This window comes from Streptomyces sp. NPDC057694, from assembly GCF_042799415.1.
Taxonomy (GTDB): Bacteria; Actinomycetota; Actinomycetes; order Streptomycetales; family Streptomycetaceae; genus Streptomyces.
Map to the genome: position 1 here is coordinate 135,383 of NZ_JBHVIX010000009.1, position 20,909 is coordinate 156,291.

Annotated in this window: 20 protein-coding genes; 11 read left to right on the top strand and 9 right to left on the bottom strand. The window is 69.6% G+C overall.

Annotated elements, in window-relative coordinates:
* Positions 1–52: 52 nt before the first annotated feature.
* Together abc-f and ACFVDP_RS21345 are read right to left on the bottom strand one after the other, a co-directional pair.
* On the bottom strand, positions 53–1,687 hold the full coding sequence (gene abc-f / locus ACFVDP_RS21340) for a ribosomal protection-like ABC-F family protein (protein ID WP_383491690.1): 1,635 nt from the start codon (positions 1,685–1,687) through the stop codon (positions 53–55).
* A 252-nt stretch (positions 1,688–1,939) separates the two neighbouring features.
* Positions 1,940–2,374 carry a nuclear transport factor 2 family protein gene (locus ACFVDP_RS21345; RefSeq protein ID WP_383491692.1) on the bottom strand — a complete coding sequence of 145 codons (435 nt, stop codon included), beginning with the start codon at positions 2,372–2,374 and terminating at the stop codon, positions 1,940–1,942.
* Positions 2,375–2,570: 196 nt separating this feature from the next.
* Here ACFVDP_RS21345 and ACFVDP_RS21350 point away from each other — a divergent pair, with 196 nt between their 5' ends.
* Positions 2,571–4,193 carry an AMP-binding protein gene (locus tag ACFVDP_RS21350; protein ID WP_383491694.1) on the top strand — a complete coding sequence of 541 codons (1,623 nt, stop codon included), beginning with the start codon at positions 2,571–2,573 and terminating at the stop codon, positions 4,191–4,193.
* 4 nt (positions 4,194–4,197) lie between these two features.
* Here the strand turns inward: ACFVDP_RS21350 and ACFVDP_RS21355 are convergent, their stop codons facing one another.
* Together ACFVDP_RS21355 and ACFVDP_RS21360 are read right to left on the bottom strand one after the other, a co-directional pair.
* Positions 4,198–4,704 (bottom strand): GNAT family N-acetyltransferase, encoded by a 507-nt coding sequence (locus ACFVDP_RS21355; RefSeq protein ID WP_383491696.1) that lies wholly within the window; start codon positions 4,702–4,704, stop codon positions 4,198–4,200.
* Positions 4,705–4,778: 74 nt separating this feature from the next.
* Positions 4,779–5,471 carry a hypothetical protein gene (locus tag ACFVDP_RS21360; RefSeq protein WP_383491698.1) on the bottom strand — a complete coding sequence of 231 codons (693 nt, stop codon included), beginning with the start codon at positions 5,469–5,471 and terminating at the stop codon, positions 4,779–4,781.
* A 246-nt stretch (positions 5,472–5,717) separates the two neighbouring features.
* Here ACFVDP_RS21360 and gcl point away from each other — a divergent pair, with 246 nt between their 5' ends.
* Positions 5,718–7,496 (top strand): glyoxylate carboligase, encoded by a 1,779-nt coding sequence (gene gcl, locus ACFVDP_RS21365; protein ID WP_383491970.1) that lies wholly within the window; start codon positions 5,718–5,720, stop codon positions 7,494–7,496.
* 126 nt (positions 7,497–7,622) lie between these two features.
* The gene (locus tag ACFVDP_RS21370; RefSeq protein ID WP_383491700.1) at positions 7,623–8,054 is read left to right on the top strand and encodes a hypothetical protein; all 432 of its coding nucleotides are present in this window, start codon (positions 7,623–7,625) and stop codon (positions 8,052–8,054) included.
* 419 nt (positions 8,055–8,473) lie between these two features.
* Here ACFVDP_RS21370 and ACFVDP_RS21375 read toward each other — a convergent pair whose 3' ends face one another.
* From ACFVDP_RS21375 to ACFVDP_RS21385, 3 genes are all read right to left on the bottom strand, one after another.
* Positions 8,474–9,940 (bottom strand): catalase, encoded by a 1,467-nt coding sequence (locus tag ACFVDP_RS21375; RefSeq protein ID WP_383491702.1) that lies wholly within the window; start codon positions 9,938–9,940, stop codon positions 8,474–8,476.
* 220 nt (positions 9,941–10,160) lie between these two features.
* The gene (locus tag ACFVDP_RS21380; RefSeq protein WP_383491704.1) at positions 10,161–11,057 is read right to left on the bottom strand and encodes a 2-hydroxy-3-oxopropionate reductase; all 897 of its coding nucleotides are present in this window, start codon (positions 11,055–11,057) and stop codon (positions 10,161–10,163) included.
* Positions 11,058–11,121: 64 nt separating this feature from the next.
* The gene (locus tag ACFVDP_RS21385; RefSeq protein ID WP_383491705.1) at positions 11,122–11,958 is read right to left on the bottom strand and encodes a TIM barrel protein; all 837 of its coding nucleotides are present in this window, start codon (positions 11,956–11,958) and stop codon (positions 11,122–11,124) included.
* Positions 11,959–12,104: 146 nt separating this feature from the next.
* Between ACFVDP_RS21385 and ACFVDP_RS21390 the strand changes: the two genes are divergently transcribed.
* The 8 genes from ACFVDP_RS21390 to ACFVDP_RS21425 all read left to right on the top strand — a co-directional run bounded on the left by ACFVDP_RS21390 (position 12,105) and on the right by ACFVDP_RS21425 (position 19,376).
* A complete protein-coding gene (locus ACFVDP_RS21390) occupies positions 12,105–12,368 on the top strand; it encodes a hypothetical protein (RefSeq protein ID WP_383491706.1) in 264 nt (87 codons plus the stop codon).
* A gap of 62 nt (positions 12,369–12,430) precedes the next feature.
* The gene (locus ACFVDP_RS21395) at positions 12,431–12,742 is read left to right on the top strand and encodes a helix-turn-helix domain-containing protein (RefSeq protein WP_383491972.1); all 312 of its coding nucleotides are present in this window, start codon (positions 12,431–12,433) and stop codon (positions 12,740–12,742) included.
* A 149-nt stretch (positions 12,743–12,891) separates the two neighbouring features.
* Complete coding sequence (gene uraD / locus ACFVDP_RS21400) at positions 12,892–13,404, top strand: 2-oxo-4-hydroxy-4-carboxy-5-ureidoimidazoline decarboxylase (RefSeq protein WP_383491708.1); 513 nt, start codon at positions 12,892–12,894, stop codon at positions 13,402–13,404.
* On the top strand, positions 13,404–13,793 hold the full coding sequence (gene uraH / locus ACFVDP_RS21405; protein WP_383491709.1) for a hydroxyisourate hydrolase: 390 nt from the start codon (positions 13,404–13,406) through the stop codon (positions 13,791–13,793). Before uraD ends, uraH begins: the two co-directional genes overlap by 1 nt.
* Positions 13,794–13,798: 5 nt before the next feature.
* Positions 13,799–14,734, top strand: a complete 936-nt coding sequence (gene pucL, locus ACFVDP_RS21410) for a factor-independent urate hydroxylase (RefSeq protein WP_383491711.1) — start codon at positions 13,799–13,801, stop codon at positions 14,732–14,734.
* A gap of 85 nt (positions 14,735–14,819) precedes the next feature.
* Positions 14,820–16,229 (top strand): nucleobase:cation symporter-2 family protein, encoded by a 1,410-nt coding sequence (locus ACFVDP_RS21415; protein ID WP_383491713.1) that lies wholly within the window; start codon positions 14,820–14,822, stop codon positions 16,227–16,229.
* Positions 16,230–16,274: 45 nt separating this feature from the next.
* On the top strand, positions 16,275–17,660 hold the full coding sequence (locus ACFVDP_RS21420) for an 8-oxoguanine deaminase (protein ID WP_383491715.1): 1,386 nt from the start codon (positions 16,275–16,277) through the stop codon (positions 17,658–17,660).
* Positions 17,661–17,903: 243 nt separating this feature from the next.
* Positions 17,904–19,376 (top strand): nucleobase:cation symporter-2 family protein, encoded by a 1,473-nt coding sequence (locus ACFVDP_RS21425; RefSeq protein WP_383491717.1) that lies wholly within the window; start codon positions 17,904–17,906, stop codon positions 19,374–19,376.
* Between the two features lie 112 nt (positions 19,377–19,488).
* Here ACFVDP_RS21425 and ACFVDP_RS21430 read toward each other — a convergent pair whose 3' ends face one another.
* Together ACFVDP_RS21430 and ACFVDP_RS21435 are read right to left on the bottom strand one after the other, a co-directional pair.
* A complete protein-coding gene (locus ACFVDP_RS21430) occupies positions 19,489–20,325 on the bottom strand; it encodes a chitosanase (protein WP_383491719.1) in 837 nt (278 codons plus the stop codon).
* Positions 20,326–20,448: 123 nt separating this feature from the next.
* Positions 20,449–20,871 (bottom strand): acyl-CoA thioesterase, encoded by a 423-nt coding sequence (locus tag ACFVDP_RS21435; protein ID WP_383491721.1) that lies wholly within the window; start codon positions 20,869–20,871, stop codon positions 20,449–20,451.
* Positions 20,872–20,909 lie beyond the last annotated feature (38 nt).

Consider the following 20,909-nt stretch of genomic DNA (forward strand, 5'->3'; position numbering starts at 1 on the left):
GCGGCCCGCCGGGCGGCAGCCTCGGGCGCGGGCCGTCGAGCACACCGGAAGGTCACACCTCGGGGCCGCCGCTCTCCTGGAGCGTGCCGTCGGCCACGCGCAGCCAGCGGTTCACCCCGATCTCGGTGAGGAACCGCTCGTCGTGGCTGACCACCATGAACGCGCCCTGGTACGAGTTGAGCGCGCTCTCCAGCTGGCCCGCGCTGACCAGGTCGAGGTTGTTGGTCGGTTCGTCGAGCAGCAGCAGGTGCGGGGCGGGCTCCGCGCACAGCACGCAGGCCAGGGTGGCGCGCAGCCGCTCGCCGCCGGACAGCACTCCGACCGGCAGATGCGCGCGGGCGCCCCGGAAGAGGAAGCGGGCGAGCAGGTTCATCCGCTCCGCCTCGGGCCGCTCGGGTGCGAACGCGGCGAAGTTCTCCGCCACCGTCAGCTCGGGGTCCAGCAGGTCGAGCCGCTGCGACAGATACGCGATCCGGCCGTCGCCCCGCTTGATCTCGCCGCTGTCCGGCGCGAGGTCTCCGGTGATCAGCCGCAGCAGCGTGGTCTTGCCCGCGCCGTTGGGCCCGGTCAGCGCGATCCGCTCGGGGCCGCGCACGGTCAGGTCGACGCCGCCGTCGGCGAACACCGGCCGGCCGGCGTGCCGGGCCTGGAGCCCCTCGCCGATGAAGACGTTCCGCCCGGCGGGCACCTGGGTGTCCGGCAGCTCCAGGGTCAGGCGCGCTTCCTCGCGCACGGCCCGCCCGGCCTCGTCGAGCCGCGCCTTGGCGTCGCTGACCCGGGAGGCGTGCAGCTGCCCGGAGCGGCCCGCGGACTCCTGGGCGCCGCGCTTCATGTTCCCGGCGAAGATCTTGGGCAGTCCGGCGCTCTTGAGGTTCTTGGCGGCATTGCTCTGCCGGCGCTCGGCGCGCTCGCGGGCCTGCTGCATCTCCCGCTTCTCGCGCTTGAGCTCCTGCGCGGCGTTGCGCACGTTCTTCTCGGCGACCTCCTGCTCGGCGCGGACGGCCTCCTCGTACTCGGTGAAGTTGCCTCCGTAGAGGCGCAGTTCGTCGCTGCCGAGCTCGGCGATGCGTTCCATGCGGTCGAGCAGCGCCCGGTCGTGGCTGACCAGCAGCAGGGCGCCGCCGAAGTCCGACAGCACGTCGTAGAGCTTGTGCCGGGCCGCCAGGTCGAGGTTGTTGGTCGGCTCGTCGAGCAGCAGCACGTCGGGCCGCTTCAGCAGCTGGGCGGCGAGGCCCAGCGAGACGACCTGGCCGCCGCTGAGCGTGCTCAGGCTCCGGTCCAGGGCGAGCCCGGCCAGACCGAGCCGGTCGAGCTGGGCGCGGGTGCGCTCCTCGATGTCCCAGTCGTCGCCGATGGTGGTGAAGTGCTCCTCGCTCACGTCGCCGGACTCGACGGCGTCGATGGCCCGGATGACCGGGGCGACCCCGAGCACCTCCGAGACCGTGAGACCGCTGGTCAGCGGCAGACTCTGGGGGAGATAGCCCAGCGTGCCGTCGACCGAGACGGAGCCGGCCGTGGGCTTGAGCTCGCCCGCGATCAACTTGAGCAGCGTGCTCTTGCCGGAGCCGTTGGGGGCCACCAGACCGGTACGGCCCGCGGCGACGGTGAAGGAGAGGTCCTGGAAGACGGGGGTGTCGTCGGGCCAGGCGAAGGAGAGGTTCGAGCAGACGATGGAGGCGTCGGACATGAAAGTGACCTCGCGGAAAAGCGGGCAGACAGACGAGACAGACTTCTGCCCTGAGCGGCGTGGGAAAAAGGGGTACGACGAACGGGCCACTCCGGCTGCGCTCTTTCAGCGCACTGCCGGTGGCCTGTCAGATCCGGGTCTCACCCGGAGATGTCGTCGTCACCCGCCACGACTGCCACTCCTCGCTCACGGACTGTTCACATACAACAGATCACACAAACCCTAGCAGGCGACGCGTCGGTACGGCGGGCGTCAGCCGCGCAGGTGGCGGCTCACGTCGCCCACCAGATGGATGCGCACCCGGCGTTCGACGAACCGCCACTGCCCGTCGCGCCGTGCGAAGCGGTCGCGGTAGCGGCCCGCGGCCACCGGCTGGAGGGGAAGCCCGGGCAGCTCCTGGAAGACCGTGACGTAGGAGCGGGCCGAGGCGGTGCCGGTCTCTTCGTCGACCTCGACGGCGATGTTGGTCGTCGCGTGGTGGGTGCGCGGTGTGCCGTCCTCGTACAGGATCACGCTCTTCCGGAGCATCCGCTCGACGGCCTCGGCGCCCTCGACAGGCGGTCCGCTGCCGATGAACGCGCCGTCGGCCAGCAGCGCGCCGACACCGGCGAAGTCCCCCGTGTCGATCAGCTCCGCGTACCGGGTGATGAGGTGGGTGACGGCGAAGGTGTCCGCAGCGGTGGTCATGTCGGTGAGCGTAGACGATCATCCGTCGCACCCGTCCGGAGTGAACCTTCCTGCTGTCGGCGGCCGTTGCAGGGACGTGACGGGTCTCCTCGACACGTTGTGCAAGGGGGTACGAACTCGTGGTGGGCGCGGTTAAGTTGCTCATCGGGCGCGCCCGCGAAGGGCCCGCCCGCCGAGTACTCAAGGAGGACCGCCGGTGACCGCCCCTTCGACCGCACTCTCGTACACGCACGGCACCAGTGCGACGCCCCTGCTCGGTGACACCGTCGGCGCCAATCTCCGGCGCGCCGTCGACGCCTGGCCCGAGCGTGAGGCGCTCGTCGATGTGCCGAGCGGACGCCGCTGGACGTACGGACAGTTCGGCGCGGACGTCGAGGAGTTGGCGCGCGGGCTGCTCGCGCGGGGCGTCGGGAAGGGGGACAGGGTCGGCATCTGGGCGGTCAACTGCCCCGAGTGGGTGCTCGTCCAGTACGCGACCGCGCGCATCGGCGCGATCATGGTGAACATCAACCCGGCCTACCGGGCGCACGAACTGGGCTATGTGCTGCGGCAGTCGGGCGTCAGCGTGCTCATCGCGTCGACCGGGCACAAGGGCACCGACTACCGCGAGCTGGTGCGCCTGGTCGCGCCCGAATGCCCGGAACTGCGCGAGCGCGTCTTCATCGGCGAGGAGAGCTGGGACGCGCTCGTCGCGGCCGCCGGATCGGTGACGGTCGATCAGTTGGCACTGCGCGAGGCCGAGTTGTCCTGCGACGACCCGGTCAACATCCAGTACACCTCGGGCACGACCGGCTTCCCGAAGGGCGCCACCCTCTCCCACCACAACATCCTCAACAACGGCTTCTGGGTGGGCGAGACCGTCGGCTACAGCGAGCAGGACCGGGTGTGCCTGCCCGTCCCTTTCTACCACTGCTTCGGGATGGTGATGGGCAACCTGGGCATCACCTCGCACGGCGCCTGCATCGTCATCCCCGCCCCGGCCTTCGAACCGGCGGCCACGCTGCGCGCCGTGCAGCAGGAGCGGTGCACCTCGCTGTACGGGGTGCCGACCATGTTCATCGCCGAGCTGAACCTGCCGGACTTCGCCGACTACGACCTCTCCAGCCTGCGCACCGGCATCATGGCGGGCTCGCCGTGCCCGGTGGAGGTGATGAAGCGGGTCGTCGCCGAGATGCACATGGCCGAGGTCTCGATCTGCTACGGCATGACCGAGACCTCACCCGTCTCGCTGCAGACGCGCCGCGACGACGACCTGGAGCGCCGCACCGGCACCGTCGGCCGCGTCCTGCCGCACATCGAGGTCAAGGTCATCGATCCGGTGACCGGTGTGACGCTGCCGCGCGGCGAACCCGGCGAGCTGTGCACCCGCGGCTACAGCGTCATGCTCGGCTACTGGGGCGAGCCGGAGCGGACCGCCGAGGTCGTCGACGCCGGACGGTGGATGCACACCGGCGACCTCGCGGCGCTGCGCGAGGACGGGTACGCGCAGATCGTCGGCCGCATCAAGGACATGATCATCCGCGGCGGCGAGAACATCTACCCGCGCGAGATCGAGGAGTTCCTGTACGGGCACCCGAAGATCGCCGACGTCCAGGTGGTCGGAGTGCCGCACGAGAAGTACGGGGAAGAGGTCCTGGCCTGCGTGATCCTGCGGGACCCGGCGGACCCCCTCACCCTGGACGAGCTGCGCGCATACTGCCGCGACCGGCTCGCGCACTACAAGGTGCCGAGCCGGCTGCGGCTGCTCGACGCGTTCCCGATGACCGTCAGCGGCAAGGTCCGCAAGATCGAACTCCGTGAGGGGCACGAGGAGGCGTAGCGGGTCAGCCGTCCCGCCGCATGCACACCCGGGGCCACCGGTCCAGGCCGAGTTCCGCCTCCGCCGCGCGGATCCGGCGCAGGCCCGGGGTGAGCGCGGCGCCGGTGAGCCGGTGGAAGCCGAGGCGCTCGTAGTACGGGGCGTTCCACGGCACCTCGGTGAAGGTGGTCAGGGTGAGACCCGACAGGCCCGTGCGGTGGGCGTGGTCGGCGGCGTGCGCGATCAGGGCGCGGCCGACCCCGCGCCGGGCGGTGTCCGGGTGCACGGTGACCTGCTCGATGTGGAAGGAGCCGTCCACCGTCTCGCCGACCAGGTACGCGAGGACCTTCCCGCTCTCGTCGACGGCCACCCAGGCGTGTCCGGCCGCGCGGTAGCGCTCCAGTTCGGCGAGCGCGGGCGGCTCGTCGTCGGCGACGGCGTCCATGCCGAGCGGGCGGAACAATTCGCCCGCGGCCGTCTCCAGTTCTCGCAGGCGGGGCAGTTCGGACGCCTCGGCGATACGAATGATCATGGGGTCAGTATGCGCAGGCGGGTCTTTCGGCACACGCCCCAGGTTCGGCACAGGCCTCAGGTTCGGCACACGCCCTAGGTGCCGCCCGCGATCATCTCGTCCGCCGGGCTGTTCACCGGCTGCGGCTCCCCGGTCAGGTCGAGCACGAACAGGGGCACCAGCAGCTCGTCCGCCCGGGTGCGGGCCGCGTCCGCGTATCCGGCGAGCGAGAAGTAGACACAGGCCGCGGACTCCGTCATCGACTGGAGCCACAGGCACTCCACGTCGCGCACCGTCGCGGGCCGCACCGAGGGTTCGAGCTGGGCCACAAGACCGCGCGCGGCGAGCCCGATGCCGGACGGCGGGCGCTGGTCGGCGCGGCGCACGTCCGGATAGCCCAGCCAGCGCAGATACAGCGCGACGGCGGTCACCGCGTCGCGCGCGGTGCGGATGGCGACGGGCTGGAACGCGGGCCGCGGCGGTGTCGCCGTCCGCGGCAGCGGTATGTGCTGGGGCGGCGGCACCTGGTCGTCCTGGACCGGCAGGCGCAGCAACGCGCCGCAGTCACAGCCCAGTTCCGGCCGGGGCCAGCGGTCGCGGCGGCCGCACACGGGGCAACGCAGGGTGACCCAGTCGTCGTCCCACGTGTGGTCGCTGACCGCCTCGGCGGCGGCGCCGCGCACCAGCGGGGGAGACACCGGCGCACCGCACGCGCACGGCAGTGCCGCGGGCACGTACGTGTGCTCGCGCGGGCAGGCCGGGCAGCGTACGCGCACGGGCTCGGCCATCACACCCCCTAGTGGGCCGAAGGGTTCCGGATCGTCCGAGTCTCATCATCCACCTTGACGGCGTTCCTGGCGCCCCTCTACATTGCTTCCATATAGCAGAAGCTAGTTTCCACTATACGGAAATGCAGTACGGACTTCAGAGCTCGCCGCGGGGCGCGACGGGAGCGCGAATCCGACATCCGAAGAACAAACAGACGAGAGGGTGACCGTCGGTCACCGTAGGAGTCGGGAGCACTCATGGCTCGAATGACCGCCGCCCGCGCGGCCGTTGAGATCCTCAAGCGCGAAGGCGTCAGCAGCGCGTTCGGCGTGCCCGGTGCCGCCATCAACCCCTTCTACAAGGAGCTCAAGGAGAGCGGTGGCATCGACCACACGCTCGCCCGCCACGTCGAGGGCGCCTCGCACATGGCCGAGGGCTACACCCGGGCGAACCCGGGGAACATCGGTGTCTGCATCGGCACGTCGGGCCCGGCCGGCACCGACATGATCACCGGCCTGTACTCCGCGATCGGGGACTCGATCCCGATCCTGTGCATCACGGGTCAGGCGCCGAGCCACCTGCTGCACAAGGAGGACTTCCAGGCCGTCGACATCGCCTCCATCGCCAAGTCGGTGGCGAAGATGGCCGTCACCGTCCTGGAGGCCGCGCAGGTCCCCGGCGTCTTCCAGCAGGCGTTCCACCTGATGCGCTCGGGCCGTCCCGGGCCGGTCCTCATCGACCTGCCGATCGACGTCCAGCAGACCGAGATCGAGTTCGACCCGGAGACGTACGAGCCGCTGCCGGTCTACAAGCCGGCCGCGACCCGCGCGCAGATCGAGAAGGCGATCGGCCTCCTGCTGGAGTCCGAGCGGCCGCTGATCGTCGCGGGCGGCGGCATCATCAACGCCGACGCGAGCGACCTGCTGGTCGAGTTCGCCGAGATCACGAACACCCCCGTCGTGCCGACCCTCATGGGCTGGGGCACGATCCCCGACGACCACGACCTGAACGCGGGCATGGTCGGCCAGCAGACCGGCCACCGCTACGGCAACGCCACGTTCCTGGAGTCGGACTTCGTCCTCGGCATCGGCAACCGCTGGGCCAACCGCCACACCGGCTACAAGCTCGACGTCTACCGCGGCGAGCGGACGTTCGTGCACGTCGACATCGAGCCGACCCAGATCGGCAAGATCTTCGCGCCGGACTACGGCATCGCGTCCGACGCCAAGGCCGCCCTCGAACTCTTCGTCGAGGTGGCGAAGGAACTGAAGGCCGATGGCCGGCTCCCCGACCGCTCCGCCTGGGTCGCCTCCCACCTGGAGCGCAAGGAGACCCTCCAGCGGCGTACGCACTTCGACAACATCCCCATGAAGCCGCAGCGCGTCTACGAGGAGATGAACAAGGCGTTCGGCAGGGACGCCCGGTACGTGACGACCATCGGCCTGTCGCAGATCGCCGGCGCCCAGATGCTGCACGTCTACAAGCCGCGCCACTGGATCAACTGCGGCCAGGCGGGCCCGCTGGGCTGGACGATCCCGGCCGCGCTCGGCGTCGCCAAGGCCGACCCGGACGCCCAGGTCGTCGCGCTCTCCGGGGACTACGACTTCCAGTTCATGATCGAGGAACTGGCGGTCGGCGCGCAGCACCGGATCCCGTACGTCCACGTCCTGGTGAACAACGCCTACCTGGGCCTGATCCGCCAGGCGCAGATCGGCCTCGACATCAACTTCCAGGTCAACCTGGAGTTCGAGAACCAGAACAGCCCGGAGCTGGGCGTCTACGGCGTCGACCACGTCAAGGTCGCCGAGGGACTGGGCTGCAAGGCGATCCGGGTGACGGACCCCAGCGAGCTGGGCGAGGCCCTGGAGCGGGCCAAGAAGCTCGCCCAGGAGCACCGGGTGCCGGTCGTCGTCGAGGCGATCCTGGAGCGCATCACGAACATCGCGATGAGCCCCACGGCCGACATCAGCGCGGTCAAGGAGTTCGAGGAGCTCGCGACGGAGCCGGGCCACGCGCCCACGGCGATCCGGCCGCTGAAGGTCTGATGCCGTAAGAGGCATCCACGAGGAACCAGGCGGGCCACCGGTGCACACCGGTGGCCCGCCCGTTTGTGTTGTCGGCGCGGTGCCCTACCGTTCATGACATCGGCCAAGATCCGCGGGGAGTGCCGCATGGGTGCATGGATGGACTACTTCAGCGCAGTCGACGACGAGACGGCGGCGGAGCAGCTCGACGTCGGCGAGGTGCCCGGCGCGGTGTGCGGCAACGGGATCGACCCGGCGGTGATGATCGCCCACCTGGAGTCCCTGCTGACCGGCCGGGGCTACGAGGAGGTGCGGGCCCAGTCCCGCCAGTGCGCCCTCGTCGCGCAGGAGGGGGACTGCGCGGTGATCGTGACGACGCTGACGGAAGGTGTGCGGGACGCGCTGGCCGGCGCGGAGCCGTGGGAGCTGCGCTCGGCCGCGGTGGCCTGGGGGCGCACCGAGGGGTTCGACGGGGACGAGGCCGAGGACGAACTGACGGCGCTGGTCGAGTCGTTCGCCGAGCTGGCGAGGCTGGCGCGGGCGTCCGGACAGCGGCTGTACTGCCGCGTCAGCATGTGAGGACACGCGGGGGAGGGCCATGCGAGGGGAGGCCACGCGAGGGGAGGCCACCCGCGGCCACGCAGAGAAGAGCCCCCGGGTACGGACCGTCGTACCCGGGGGCTCCGGTGTGGGAAGTGGTGGCCGTCCGACGGCGCGCGACTGGCGAGACATGCATGCGCGCCACCGGACGGAGATCGGTGGCTGGGACCGCGGCGGCTGAACGACGGTTCCGGGGGCCGCCTGCCTCAGGTCGACAGGGGGCCGGGAACCTTCACCACCGCACTGGCTCGTACGGCCGCCGCGGTCCTCGTCCGCCCGCACCGCCCCGGGACCACCCCTCATCCGGGTCCCGCAGCGGTTCGGGTCTGCGCGTACGGAGCTGACCTCCCATCAGTCCCGTACGCAGTCTGTGCGTTGCCTCGAAAGGCGGCGGAGGCTCAGTCCTCGCGCAGGGCGCGGACCGCCTCCTCCACGCGCTTGCCGTAGTCCTGGTCGGCGGCGTGGAAGTGGGCGAGGTTCTTCTCCACGATGTCGTCGTGCGAGACCTGGGAGAGCCCGCCGGCGATGTTCGCCACCAGACGCCCCTTCTCGTCCTCCGACATCAGGCGGTACAGCTCGCCCGCCTGGAAGAAGTCGTCGTCCTTGGTGTGGGCCGGGGCCTCGTGCGTGCCCGTGTAGCCGGCGACGGCCAGCGGCGCGGCCAGCGGGCGGCCGGTCTCGGCGGGGCCGTCGAAGGAGTTCGGCTCGTAGTTCTTGCGGGTGCGGCCGTAGGCGTTGGTCGCCATGACGCCGTCCCGGCCGTAGTTGTTCGCCTCGGTCGCCTTCGGCTGGTTGACCGGCAGCTGGGTGTGGTTGACGCCCAGGCGGTAGCGGTGCGCGTCCGCGTAGGCGAACAGCCGGCCCTGGAGCATCTTGTCCGGCGAGGGACCGATGCCGGGCACGAAGTTGTTCGGGGAGAACGCGGCCTGCTCGACCTCGGCGAAGACGTTGTCCGGGTTGCGGTCGAGGACCAGGCGGCCCACGCGCTGCAGCGGATAGTCCTTGTGCGGCCACACCTTGGTGAGGTCGAAGGGGTTGAAGCGGTAGTCCGCCGCCTCGGCCGCAGGCATGATCTGCACGTGCAGCGTCCAGGACGGGTGCACTCCGCGCTCGATGGCCTGGAGCAGGTCCGTCTGGTGCGAGTTGGCGTCCTTGCCGACGATCTCCTGGGCCTGCTCGGCGGAGAGCGAGCGGACGCCCTGGTTGGTCTTGAAGTGGTACTTCACGAAGAAGGCTTCGCCCTGCTCGTTCGTCCACTGGTAGGTGTGCGAGCCGTAGCCGTTCATGTGCCGGTACGAGGCCGGGATGCCGCGGTCGCCCATCAGCCAGGTCACCTGGTGCGTGGCCTCGGGGGCGTGCGCCCAGAAGTCCCAGACGTTCTCCGGCTCCTGCTTGCCCGTGAAGGGGTCGCGCTTCTGGGAGTGGATGAAGTCGGGGAACTTCAGCGGGTCCTTGATGAAGAACACCGGGGTGTTGTTGCCGACGAGGTCGTAGTTGCCCTCTTCGGTGTAGAACTTCAGCGCGAAGCCGCGCGGGTCGCGGACGGCGTCCGCGCCGCCGAGGTTGTCGGCGACGGTCGAGAAGCGCAGGAAGACCTCGGTGCGCTTGCCGATCGTGTTGAGGAAGTCGGCGTGGGTGAAGCCGGTGACGTCGTCGGTCACCTCGAAGTGGCCGTAGGCGCCGGAGCCGCGGGCGTGCACCACGCGCTCCGGGATGCGCTCCCGGTTGAACCGGGCGAGCTTCTCCAGGAGGTGCTGGTCCTGGAGCAGGATCGGGCCGCCGACGCCTGCGGTGGCGGAGTTCTGGTTGTCGGCGACAGGCGCGCCGGACTCGGTCGTGAGCACACGATTCGGCGTTTTCGGCATGGGTTCGAGGCGACCTTCCGTGCAATGGCTGCTGACGATGGCTGCGATGTGGGGGAGCGTAAGTACCCCTGAACTGCCACGTCAACAGTTTGTTGAAGTTATCGGCAGGGCTTGTTCAACATTTTGTTGAACCGTTGGGCATGAGTGGTTCCGGACCGCGGCGACGCCTGGGCGCGACAGGACAGGTGTCAGCGCCGCCGCGGCCCGGAAGTCTTGGGGGTTACGCGACCTGGTTGCCGGAGAGGCGCTCGACGGCGCGCAGCAGCGCGGAGTGGTCGAGCCCGCCGTCGCCCTGGGCGCGCAGCGAGGCGACCAGCTGGGCGACCACGGCGCCGACCGGCAGGGCCGCGCCGACGTTGCGGGCGGCGTCGGTGACGATGCCCATGTCCTTGTGGTGCAGGTCGATGCGGAAGCCCGGCTTGAAGTCCCGGTTGAGGAAGTTGTCCTTCTTGCGGGTCAGCACGGTGGAGCCGGCCAGTCCGCCGTTGAGGACGTCCAGGGCCGCCGTCAGGTCCACGCCCGACTTCTCCAGGAAGACCACGGCCTCGGCGCACGCCTGGATGTTCACGGCGACGATCAGCTGGTTGGCGGCCTTCACGGTCTGGCCCGAGCCGTGCGGACCGCACAGCACGATGGTCTTGCCGAGCGCGTCGAGCAGCGGCTTGGCCTCGTCGAAGTCGGCCTGCGCACCGCCGACCATGATGGAGAGCACGGCCTCGATGGCGCCGGCCTCGCCGCCGGAGACGGGGGCGTCGATGACGCGGATCCCCTTCTCCTGGGCGTTCTTCGCCAGGTCGACCGAGGTCTGCGGGGTGATCGACGACATGTCGACGATCAGCGCGCCCGACCGCGCGTTCTCCAGGATGCCCTCGGGGCCGTAGGCGATCGCCTCGACCTGCGGGGAGGCCGGAACCATGGTGACGATGACGTCGGCGTCCCTGACGGCCTCGGCGATCGACTTCACGGCCGTGCCGCCGGCCGCGGCCAGCCGGTCCAGCTTGTCCTGCTCCAGGGTGAAGCCCGTGACGTCGTAACCGGCCTTGATCAGGTTCTCCGACATGGGCGAACCCATGATGCCGAGCCCGATCCACGCGACCTTGGGGAGATTGTTGCTCATGAGGGTGACTCCAAACGCTGAAAAAAGCTTGATACGTCGATGAGTTGGCGGGGCCGGCCGAAGCTCAGGCGGCGCGGTGCTCGCGCGGCAGCCAGTCGAAGGCCTCGGCGCTCGGGCGCTCGCCCGGCTTGTACTCCAGGCCGACATAGCCCTCGTAACCGGCCTTCTTCAGCTGGTCGAGCAGCTCCTCCAGGGGCAGCGAGCCGGTGCCCGGCGCGCCACGGCCCGGGTTGTCGGCGATCTGCACGTGGGCGGTCCTGTCCGTGTAGGCGCTGATCACCTGTGACAGGTCCTCGCCGTTCATCGACAGGTGGTAGAGGTCCATCAGGAACTTGGCGTTGCCGAGGCCCGTCGCCGCGTTCACCTTGTCCACGATCTCGATCGCCTTGGGGGCGCTCACGATCGGGCACTTCGGCGACTCGGGCTTGTTGAGCGCCTCGATGAGCAGGACGGCGCCGATCCGGTCGGCCGCGCGGGCCGCCAGTGTCAGGTTCTCCAGGGCGAGCGCGTCCTGGACCGTCTCGTCCACGCCGTCCACCCGGTTGCCGTAGAGGGCGTTGAGCGCCTTGCAGCCGAGGGAGGCGGCGAAGTCCGCGGCGACGTCGATGTTCGCGCGGAACTTCTCGCTCTCCTCGCCGGGGATCGACAGGGCGCCCCGGTCGGGACCGGGGAGCTGTCCCGCGTAGAAGTTCAGGCCCGTCAGCTGGACGCCGGCGTCCGTGATCGCGGTGCGCAGGGCGTCGAGCTCGGACTGTGCGGGGGTGGGGGCGTCGACCCAGGGCCACCACAGCTCGACCGCGGTGAAGCCCGCCGCGGCGGCGGCCGCGGGGCGCTCCAGGAGCGGGAGCTCCGTGAAGAGGATCGACAGGTTGACGTTGAAGCGCTGGTCTGCGAATCCCATCGGGGTCGGCGCTCCCTTCTGGTTTGAATCCATCGAGATTCCGTATTGCGGAAGTTCGTTTCTGCTTGATGGAAGGTTGCCTCCGGCGGGTGGTGGCTGTCAAGAGGGGCTGCCGGAAAAACCGCCGACGGCGCTAGGTTGAGCGCGTGCGATTGAGAGTGGAGTTCACGACCGAGCCCTTCGACCTCGACGAGGCGCCGCCGCACGCGGTGGCCGCCCGCGACGTCCTGGAGGGGGCCGACCTCGACGCGGTCGACGTCGGACCGTTCGGCAACACCGCCGAGGGGGAGTCCGACGGGGTGCTGACCGCCGTCGACGCGCTGCTGCGCAAGGCGCTCGCGGCCGGGGCGACCCGGGTCTCGCTCCAGGTGAATGTGATCGGCGACGAGTCCGGGGAGGGCGATAAGTGACCGGGTCCGCCGGCGATGCCTCCGATCCCTTCGTCAGGGCGGTCAAGCCGCTCGTCGACGCCATGGGGGGCGAGATGATGCCGCCGCAGGAGGCAGGCAAGGACGACGTCGTGCTGAGCTGGGAGGGCGTGGACGTGCTGGCGGTCCGCCTGCCCCAGCTGGCCGACTCCCTCGATCACATCCTGGCCGCCATGGAGCGCAAGGAGGGCAAGCCGCTGGCCGCCCTCGACCGCAAGGAGAAGCAGGAGGTCGTGCGCGCCCTGGAGGCGCGCGGCGCGTTCTCCGTGCGGCACGGGGTGGAGACCGTGGCCGGCGCCCTCGGCGTCTCACGCTTCACTGTCTACAACTACCTCAACCGCGATAAGGCCACCTGACCTGCGAGAACGCCGCACTCCCCGAACCGCCGTCCGTTAACCGGACGGCGGTTTTTGTAACTCCAAGTTTTCAACAAAGTGTTGACGCGGTGTTTCCGAGGGCGTTAGCTATCCGCAGCCCGTCCAGCACAAGGCCACGGAGGCACCCCGTGACTTCAGGTATCAAGCCGGGTCTGACCCGGTTCAACACCTCGGACGAGAGCGCGGCCCAGGCCGAGCTCCACGAGGTGTGTGCTTCATCGGCATGGGGGAGCAAGCTGCTCGCCCAGCGCCCCTTCGCCACCGTGGAGGCCCTCTTCGAGGCCAGTGACGCCGCGACGGCCGAGCTGAGCGACGACGATCTCGCCGAGGCGATGGCGGGGCACCCGCCGATCGGCCGCCCGAAGCCCGGCGACCCGACCTCCTCGCGCGAACAGCGCGGCATGTCGGGGGCCTCCGAGGAACTCAAGGCGGAGATGCTCGAACTGAACCTGGCCTACCAGGACCGGTTCGGACATGTCTTCCTCATCTGCGCCACCGGAGCCACCGGCGAGCAGATGCTCCAGGCGCTCAAGGCACGCATCGCGAACACGCCCGACCAGGAGCGGGAGACCGTCCGCACCGAACTGGGCAAGATCAACCGCATCCGCCTGACCCGCCTCGCAGAAGGGGACAACGCCTGATGAGCACCGAGACCACGGCGTCGGTGTCCACGCACATCCTGGACACCAGCATCGGACGCCCCGCCGAGGGCGTCACCATCTCCCTTGCGGCGCGCGCCGGTTCGGGCGCCGCCTGGGCGGCACTCGGCGGCTCCGCCACCGACGCGGACGGGCGCTGCAAGGACCTCCCGGCCCTGCCGGAGGGCACCACCCACGTACGGCTCGACTTCGAGACCGAGGCGTACTTCGACAAAAAGCAAGCCGATGCGCAGCAGGACGCCCCCGCGAATCGGGACAGCGGCACGTTTTTCCCGGAGGTGGCGATCACGTTCGCCGTCAAGCCGGGTGAGCATTACCACGTGCCGCTGCTGCTCAACCCGTTCGGCTACTCCGTTTACCGAGGGAGCTAGCAGACATGCCCACGATTCTGGGATCGAACCAGTACGGCAAGGCGGAGAACCGCGTTGTCAAGATCACGCGGGACGGCGACACCCACCACATCAAGGACCTGAACGTCTCGGTCGCCCTCAGCGGTGACCTCGACGACGTCCACCTCACCGGGTCGAACGCCAACTGCCTGCCGACCGACACCACCAAGAACACCTGCTTCGCCTTCGCCAAGGAAGTAGGCATCGAGTCGGCGGAGCAGTACGGCGTCGCGCTCGCCCGGCACTTCGTCGACAGCCAGCCGTCCATCCACCGGGCGCGCATCCGCATCGAGGAGTACAGCTGGGAGCGCATCGCCGGCTCCGACGCGGGCTCCAACTTCATCGGTGCCGACGAGGTCAAGCACTCCTTCGTCCGCAAGGGCCAGGAGACCCGCCTCGTCCAGGTCACGTACGACGGCGAGAAGTTCGAAGTCCTCTCCGGGCTCAAGGACTTGACCGTGATGAACACGACGAACTCCGAGTTCTGGGGTTACATCAAGGACAAGTACACGACGCTCAAGGAGGACTACGACCGCATCCTCGCCACGTCCCTGTCCACGTGGTGGCGGCACAACTGGACGGGCGCCGAGGACGACCGCACGCCCAACTGGAACAAGTCCTACGACCAGGCCAGGAAGCACATCCTCCAGGCCTTCGTCGAGACGTACTCGCTGTCGCTGCAGCAGACCCTCTTCCAGATGGGTTCGCGCGTCATCAACAACCGCAGCGAGATCGACGAGATCCGCTTCTCCGCGCCGAACAAGCACCACTTCCGCCAGGACCTGTCGCCCTTCGGCCTGGACAACGAGGCGAAGGACGGTGCCGTGTACTGGGCCGCCGACCGCCCCTACGGCCTGATCGAGGCCACCATCCTGCGCGACGGCGCCGACCAGCGCATACCGCTGGACATGACCAACCTCTGACGCCCCGGGCGCAGTTGACTCGGTTAGCGCACCCCCGTCCACCCGTAGGCGACGGGGGTGCGCCGTACCGGAGGGAACATAAGCAATGGCAGTGCCTGCAAAGGGGCCGGCAGCAGCTGAGGGCCCGTGTTCCACCCCACCGGAGAGCGCTGACGCGGCGCACCCGGTGGACGAGAAGCTCCACGTCTCGCGGCTCGTCCCCGCCGCGCTCCAGCACATCGCCGCCATGTACGCCGGCGTCGTCACCCCTCCGCTCATCATCGGCCAGGCCGTCCACCTCGACACCGCGGGCCAGACCCGGCTGATCGCCGCGTCGCTGCTCATCGCGGGCGTGGCCACCCTGCTCCAGACGCTCGGCGTCAAGGGCTTCGTCGGCAACCGGCTGCCGTTCGTCAACGCCGCGTCTTCGGCGGGCATCGCCCCCATGCTGGCCATCGCCGAGACCAACGCGCGAGGCGAGCAACTCCCCGCCATCTACGGGGCGGTCATGGTCGCGGGCGTCTTCTGCCTCGCCATCGGACCCTTCTTCGGGCGGCTCCTGCGCTTCTTCCCGCCGCTCGTCACCGGCGTCGTCATCACCCTCATCGGGGTGACCCTGATGCCCGTGCCCGTCGGCTGGGCCCAGGGCGGCGACAAGACCGCCGCCGACTACGGCGACATGCGCTACCTCGCCCTCGCCGCCTTCACGCTCGTCGTCATCCTGCTCATCCAGCGCTTCGGACGCGGCTTCGTCAAACAAGTCGCCCTGCTCTTCGGCCTGTTGATCGGCACCCTCGCCGCGATCCCGTTCGGCATGGCGGACTTCAGCTCCATCAAGTCCGCCCCGGTCGCCGCGCTTCCCACGCCGTTCGCCTTCGGCGCCCCCGAGTTCCAGCCCGCCGCGATCGTCTCGCTCTGCCTCGTGATGCTCGTCCTGATGACCGAGTCGAGCGCCGGCATGCTCGCCATCGGCGAGATCTGCGAACGCGACTGCGACGGGCGGACCATCACCCGCGGCCTGCGCACCGACGGCATCGCCACCTTCATCGGCCCGATCTTCGGCGGCTTCCCCACCTCCGCCTTCGCCCAGAACGTCGGCGTCGTCTCGCTCACCAAAGTGCGCAGCCGGTACGTCGTCGCCGTCGCGGGCGGCGCCCTGCTGATCCTCGGCGCCTTCCCCGTGCTCGGCGCGGTCGTCTCGATGGTCCCCATGCCGGTCCTCGGCGGCGCGGGCATCGTCCTCTTCGGCTCCATCGCCGTCAGCGGCATCCGTACGCTCTCCGAGGCGGGCCTCGACGACAGCTCCAACATCATCCTGGTGGCCGTCTCGCTCGGCGCGGGCATCATCCCGCTCGCCGCGCCCACCTTCTACGCCGACTTCCCCGCCTGGGCGCAGACCGTGCTCGGCTCCGGCATCAGCGCCGGCGCGCTCGTCGCCGTATCGCTGAACCTCTTCTTCCACCATCTCGGCACCCGTAGCAGCGCCAGCGCGGCTGCGGCACTCAAATCCTCCTAGGGTCCTGCCGTGCCCAATCGCCACTCACGAAATGAAGGAAGCACCATGGCACCTTCTTCGGCAGACCGCATCATCATCGAGAACGTCGCCATCGCGACGGTCGACGCCCAGGACACCGAGTACGCCTCGGGCCACATCGTCGTCGCCGGCAACGTCATCGAGTCCATCGGGGCGGGCAAGGCTCCCGAGGGCCTGGAGAACGTCGTGCGCCGCGTCGACGGCACCGGCCACCTCGCCACGCCCGGCCTGGTCAACACACACCACCACTTCTACCAGTGGATCACCCGCGGCCTCGCCACGGACCACAACCTGTTCAACTGGCTGAAGACGCTCTACCCGACGTGGGCGCGCATCGACGAGCAGATGACGTACGCGGCCGCGCAGGGCTCCCTCGCGATGATGGCCCGCGGTGGCGTGACCACGGCGATGGACCACCACTACGTCTTCCCGCAGGGCTCGGGCGACCTCTCCGGGTCGATCATCCGCGCCGCCTCCGAGATGGGCGTGCGCTTCACCCTGGCCCGCGGCTCCATGGACCGCAGCGAGAAGGACGGCGGCCTGCCGCCGGACTTCGCCGTCGAGACCCTCGAAGGCGCCCTCGCCGCGACCGAGGAGACCGTGCGCAAGCACCACGACGCCTCCTTCGGCGCGATGACGCAGGTGGCCGTCGCCCCCTGCTCGCCGTTCTCCGTGTCCACCGAACTCCTCAAGCAGGGCGCTGAGTTGGCGCGTCGCCTCGGCGTACGGCTGCACACCCACGGCAGCGAGACGGTCGAGGAGGAGAAGTTCTGCCACGAGCTGTTCGGCATGGGCCCGACCGACTACTTCGAGTCGACGGGCTGGCTCGGCGAGGACGTGTGGATGGCGCACAGCGTCCACATGAACGACTCCGACATCGCCGCGTTCGGCCGGACGAAGACAGGCGTGGCGCACTGCCCGTCCTCGAACGCCCGGCTCGCGGCGGGCATCGCCCGCGTACCCGACATGCTCGCGGCCGGTGTTCCGGTCGGTCTCGGCGTCGACGGCACCGCCTCCAACGAGTCCGGCGAACTCCACACCGAGCTGCGCAACGCGCTCCTGATCAACCGCCTCGGCACGCACCGCGAGGCCGCCCTGAACGCCCGGCAGGCGCTGCGCCTCGGCACGTACGGCGGCGCCCAGGTCCTCGGCAGGGCAGGGGAGATCGGCTCGCTGGAGGCCGGCAAGCTCGCCGACCTGGTGCTCTGGAAGATGGACACCCTCGCCCACTCCTCCATCCTCGACCCGGTCATCGCGCTCGTCTTCGGCGCGGCCGCCCCGGTCACCCTCTCCCTCGTGAACGGCGCGCCGGTGGTGGAGGACAGCCGCCTCCTGCACGTCGACGAGGACGCCATCGCCCGCTCCACGCGCGACGAGGCGCAGCGTCTGGCGCGGATCGCCGCGCAGGCCTGACGGCTCGACAACCTCTGAACTCCGGCCGGGGAGGACGGTCCCCGGCCGGACCCGAGCTGCCGAGCGGGCAGCTCGGGTGCCGCCCCGGAACGTGGCCCGAAGCTTCACGTCCCCGGGGCGGTCAGCACTGCCTGGGCGCACGACAACTTCATACGAGCTCCACCAGCACCACCTTGCACCACCTCCCAGAAGCGAAAAGTGCCGGCGGCCCGCCGGGACTGGAAAACAACCGGAGGAGCCGCAGTGGCGACGAAGCCCAGGTTCACCAAGCAAGGCACCACTCCCGACGAGTCCGCGGAGCCCGAGCCGGGCACGGCGGGACATACCAAACATCCGGTTGACGAGACCCTGCCCCCGCTGAAGATGGCGACGACCGGCCTGCAGCACGTGGCCGCCATGTACGCGGGCGTGGTCGCGCCCCCGCTCATCGTCGGCGCCTACATAGGCCTGTCGGCGAAGGAACTCACCTTCCTGACCGGCGCCTGCCTCTTCACGGCGGGTCTCGCGACCTTCCTCCAGACGCTCGGCATCTGGAAGATCGGCGCGCGCCTTCCCTTCGTCAACGGCGTGACGTTCGCGGGCGTCGCCCCGATGCTCGCCGTCGTCGACTCGACGAAGGACAAGGACGACGCGCTGCCGATCATCTTCGGCGCGGTGATCGTCGCCGGCGTCCTCGGTTTCATCGCGGCGCCCTTCTTCTCCAAGGCGATCCGCTTCTTCCCGCCGGTCGTCACGGGGACGGTCATCACGCTCATCGGCATCTCGCTGATGCCGGTCGCCTTCGGCTGGGCGCAGGGACCCGACGCGAAGGCGTCCGACTACGGCTCCATGAAGAACCTGGCCCTCGCCGGGATCACGCTCGTCATCGTGCTGCTGCTGCGCCGCTTCACCACCGGCTTCGTCAAGCAGATCGCGGTCCTGCTCGGCCTGGTGATCGGCACGGTCGTCGCGATCCCGTTCGGCGTCACGGACTTCTCGCCGGTCGGCGACGCGGACGTCGTCGGCTTCCCGACCCCGTTCCACTTCGGCGCCCCGCAGTTCGCCGGAGCGGCCATCGTGTCGATGATCGTCGTCATGATCGTGTCGATGACGGAGTCGACGGCCGACATGCTGGCCCTCGGCGAGATCGTCGACCGTCCCGCCGACGAGAAGACGATCGCGGCCGGCCTGCGCGCCGACACCCTCGGCACGGCGATCAGCCCCGTCTTCAACGGGTTCATGTGCAGCGCCTTCGCCCAGAACATCGGCCTGGTGGCGATGACGAAGATCCGCAGCCGGTTCGTGGTCGCGGTCGGCGGCGGCTTCCTCGTCCTGATGGGCCTGTGCCCGATGGCCGCTTCCCTGATCGCGGTCGTGCCCCGCCCGGTCCTCGGCGGCGCGGGCGTCGTCCTCTTCGGCTCGGTCGCCGCCAGCGGTATCCAGACCCTGGTCAAGGCGAGCCTGGACAAGGACAACAACGTCCTCATCGTCGCCGTCTCGCTCGCCGTGGGCCTGATCCCCATCGCGGCGCCGGACTTCTACCACGCCTTCCCGGAGCGCGCGAAGATCATCCTGGACTCGGGCATCTCGACCGGCTGTGTCGCGGCCGTGCTCCTGAACCTGGTCTTCAACCACCTGGGGCGCAACCGCGACGCGGACGACGTCACGGCACCCATGGAATCGGGCGGCGCGATCGCGGAGCAGCGCTCGGAGGCGAGGGCGGCCGGCGTTCACTGACCCCCGTCGGGGCTTCTCACGCAGTTCCCCGCACCCCTGAGAGCGAGCTTCGCTCGCTTCGGGGGCGCGGGGAACTGCGCGACCGGCCACGACGAGAGCCGTGGCCGTGAACTCAGCCGATGTGGAAGCTGTCCCCGTACACCTTCCAGTCCAGCGGAGTGTCGAGGTCGAGGTTGCCGTTCTTCAGGAACACGCGCTGCGCCGTGTCGACACGGCTGGTGTCGCTGTGCGCCTCCTCCTGCTGCATCGCCCACACCCGCGCGTCGAGGAACGCGTTCAGCCAGGTGACCTCGTCACCGCCCTGCGCGGGCGGCTTCGCGTTGCCCAGGGCGCGCTTGCGGATACTGGAGAAGCTCGTCGGGTCGCCGCCGTCGCCGTGCATCACGATGGCGTCGTAGTACGCGAACTGACCGAGCGTGCCGATCCCGTCGGCCTTGCCCTGCGCGACCGCCGGATCGAAGTACACACGGTCGCGCTCGTCGTTCTGCGCCTGCTGGAACGCGGAGTCCCCGGCCGCCTGCTCCCAGGCGTCGGGGAAGTCCGGGTCGAGCCCGTCGTGCGAGTCGCTGCCGTCCACGTCGCGCAGCGCGGGCAGATACCCGGCGAGTACGTTGCCGGGCTCGCGCTGCGTGTACAGCTCGACCAGGTCGAGCATGTCACCGGTGCCGGAGCAGAAGCCGATGATCCCGGCGGTGTAGCCACGGCCGTCGCCGATGTCCTCGATGTACTTGTACTGGGCCTTCCAGTCGAGCGAGGAGTTCTCCGCGCTCGACACCAGCTTCATGGCGATCTCCTTCTTCGCCGGGTCGTCGAGCCCGTCGGCGGCAGCGACGGGGGCCGCGCCGGCGAGCTGGGTCGTCAGGAGCGGGGCCGCGACGACCGTGGCGCCCAGCAGGGTGAGAAGGGTGCGACGGGAGGGGCGTGAGGTGCGTATGTGGGGGGTTGGCACGGGTCCTCCTGAGGGGAGTTCGTCGTTCCGTCGACTGTTAGGAAGGTTTCCTACCAGAGATTCGGTGTGACGTATACCCGTCAAGACAGCTTTGGGCCGGGCCGGTTGGCGGCCTCGGGGTGGCTACAGGCCAAACGCGCCGGGGTCCCGCGCCAGCTCCTTGAAGACCTCCCGCGGGTCCCCGACCAGCTTGCGCCGGTCCAGGTCCAGCATGCCGCTCACGCCGGTGATCTCGGCCGACAGGGTGCCGTCGGTCTTCCTGATCGCCTGGAGCACGCGGAACGTCTTGCCCTCGCCCCACTCGAAGACGCACTCCACGTCCACCGCGTCCCCGGCGCGCAGCTCCCGCAGATAGCGGATGTTCGTCTCCAGGACGACGGGACCCACGCCTCGCGTGAGCAGATCACGCTGCTCGATGCCGCCGTGCCGCAGCAGCGCCCAGCGGGCGTGCTCCGCGTACTGCAGATACACGGCCTGATTGAGATGGCCCTGCGAGTCGGTCTCGTACCCGCGCACCTCGATCCGAACGGAGAACGGCTCTGCCACGATGTTCCTCTCGATGATCCAGGTGATCCTGTCCGGCG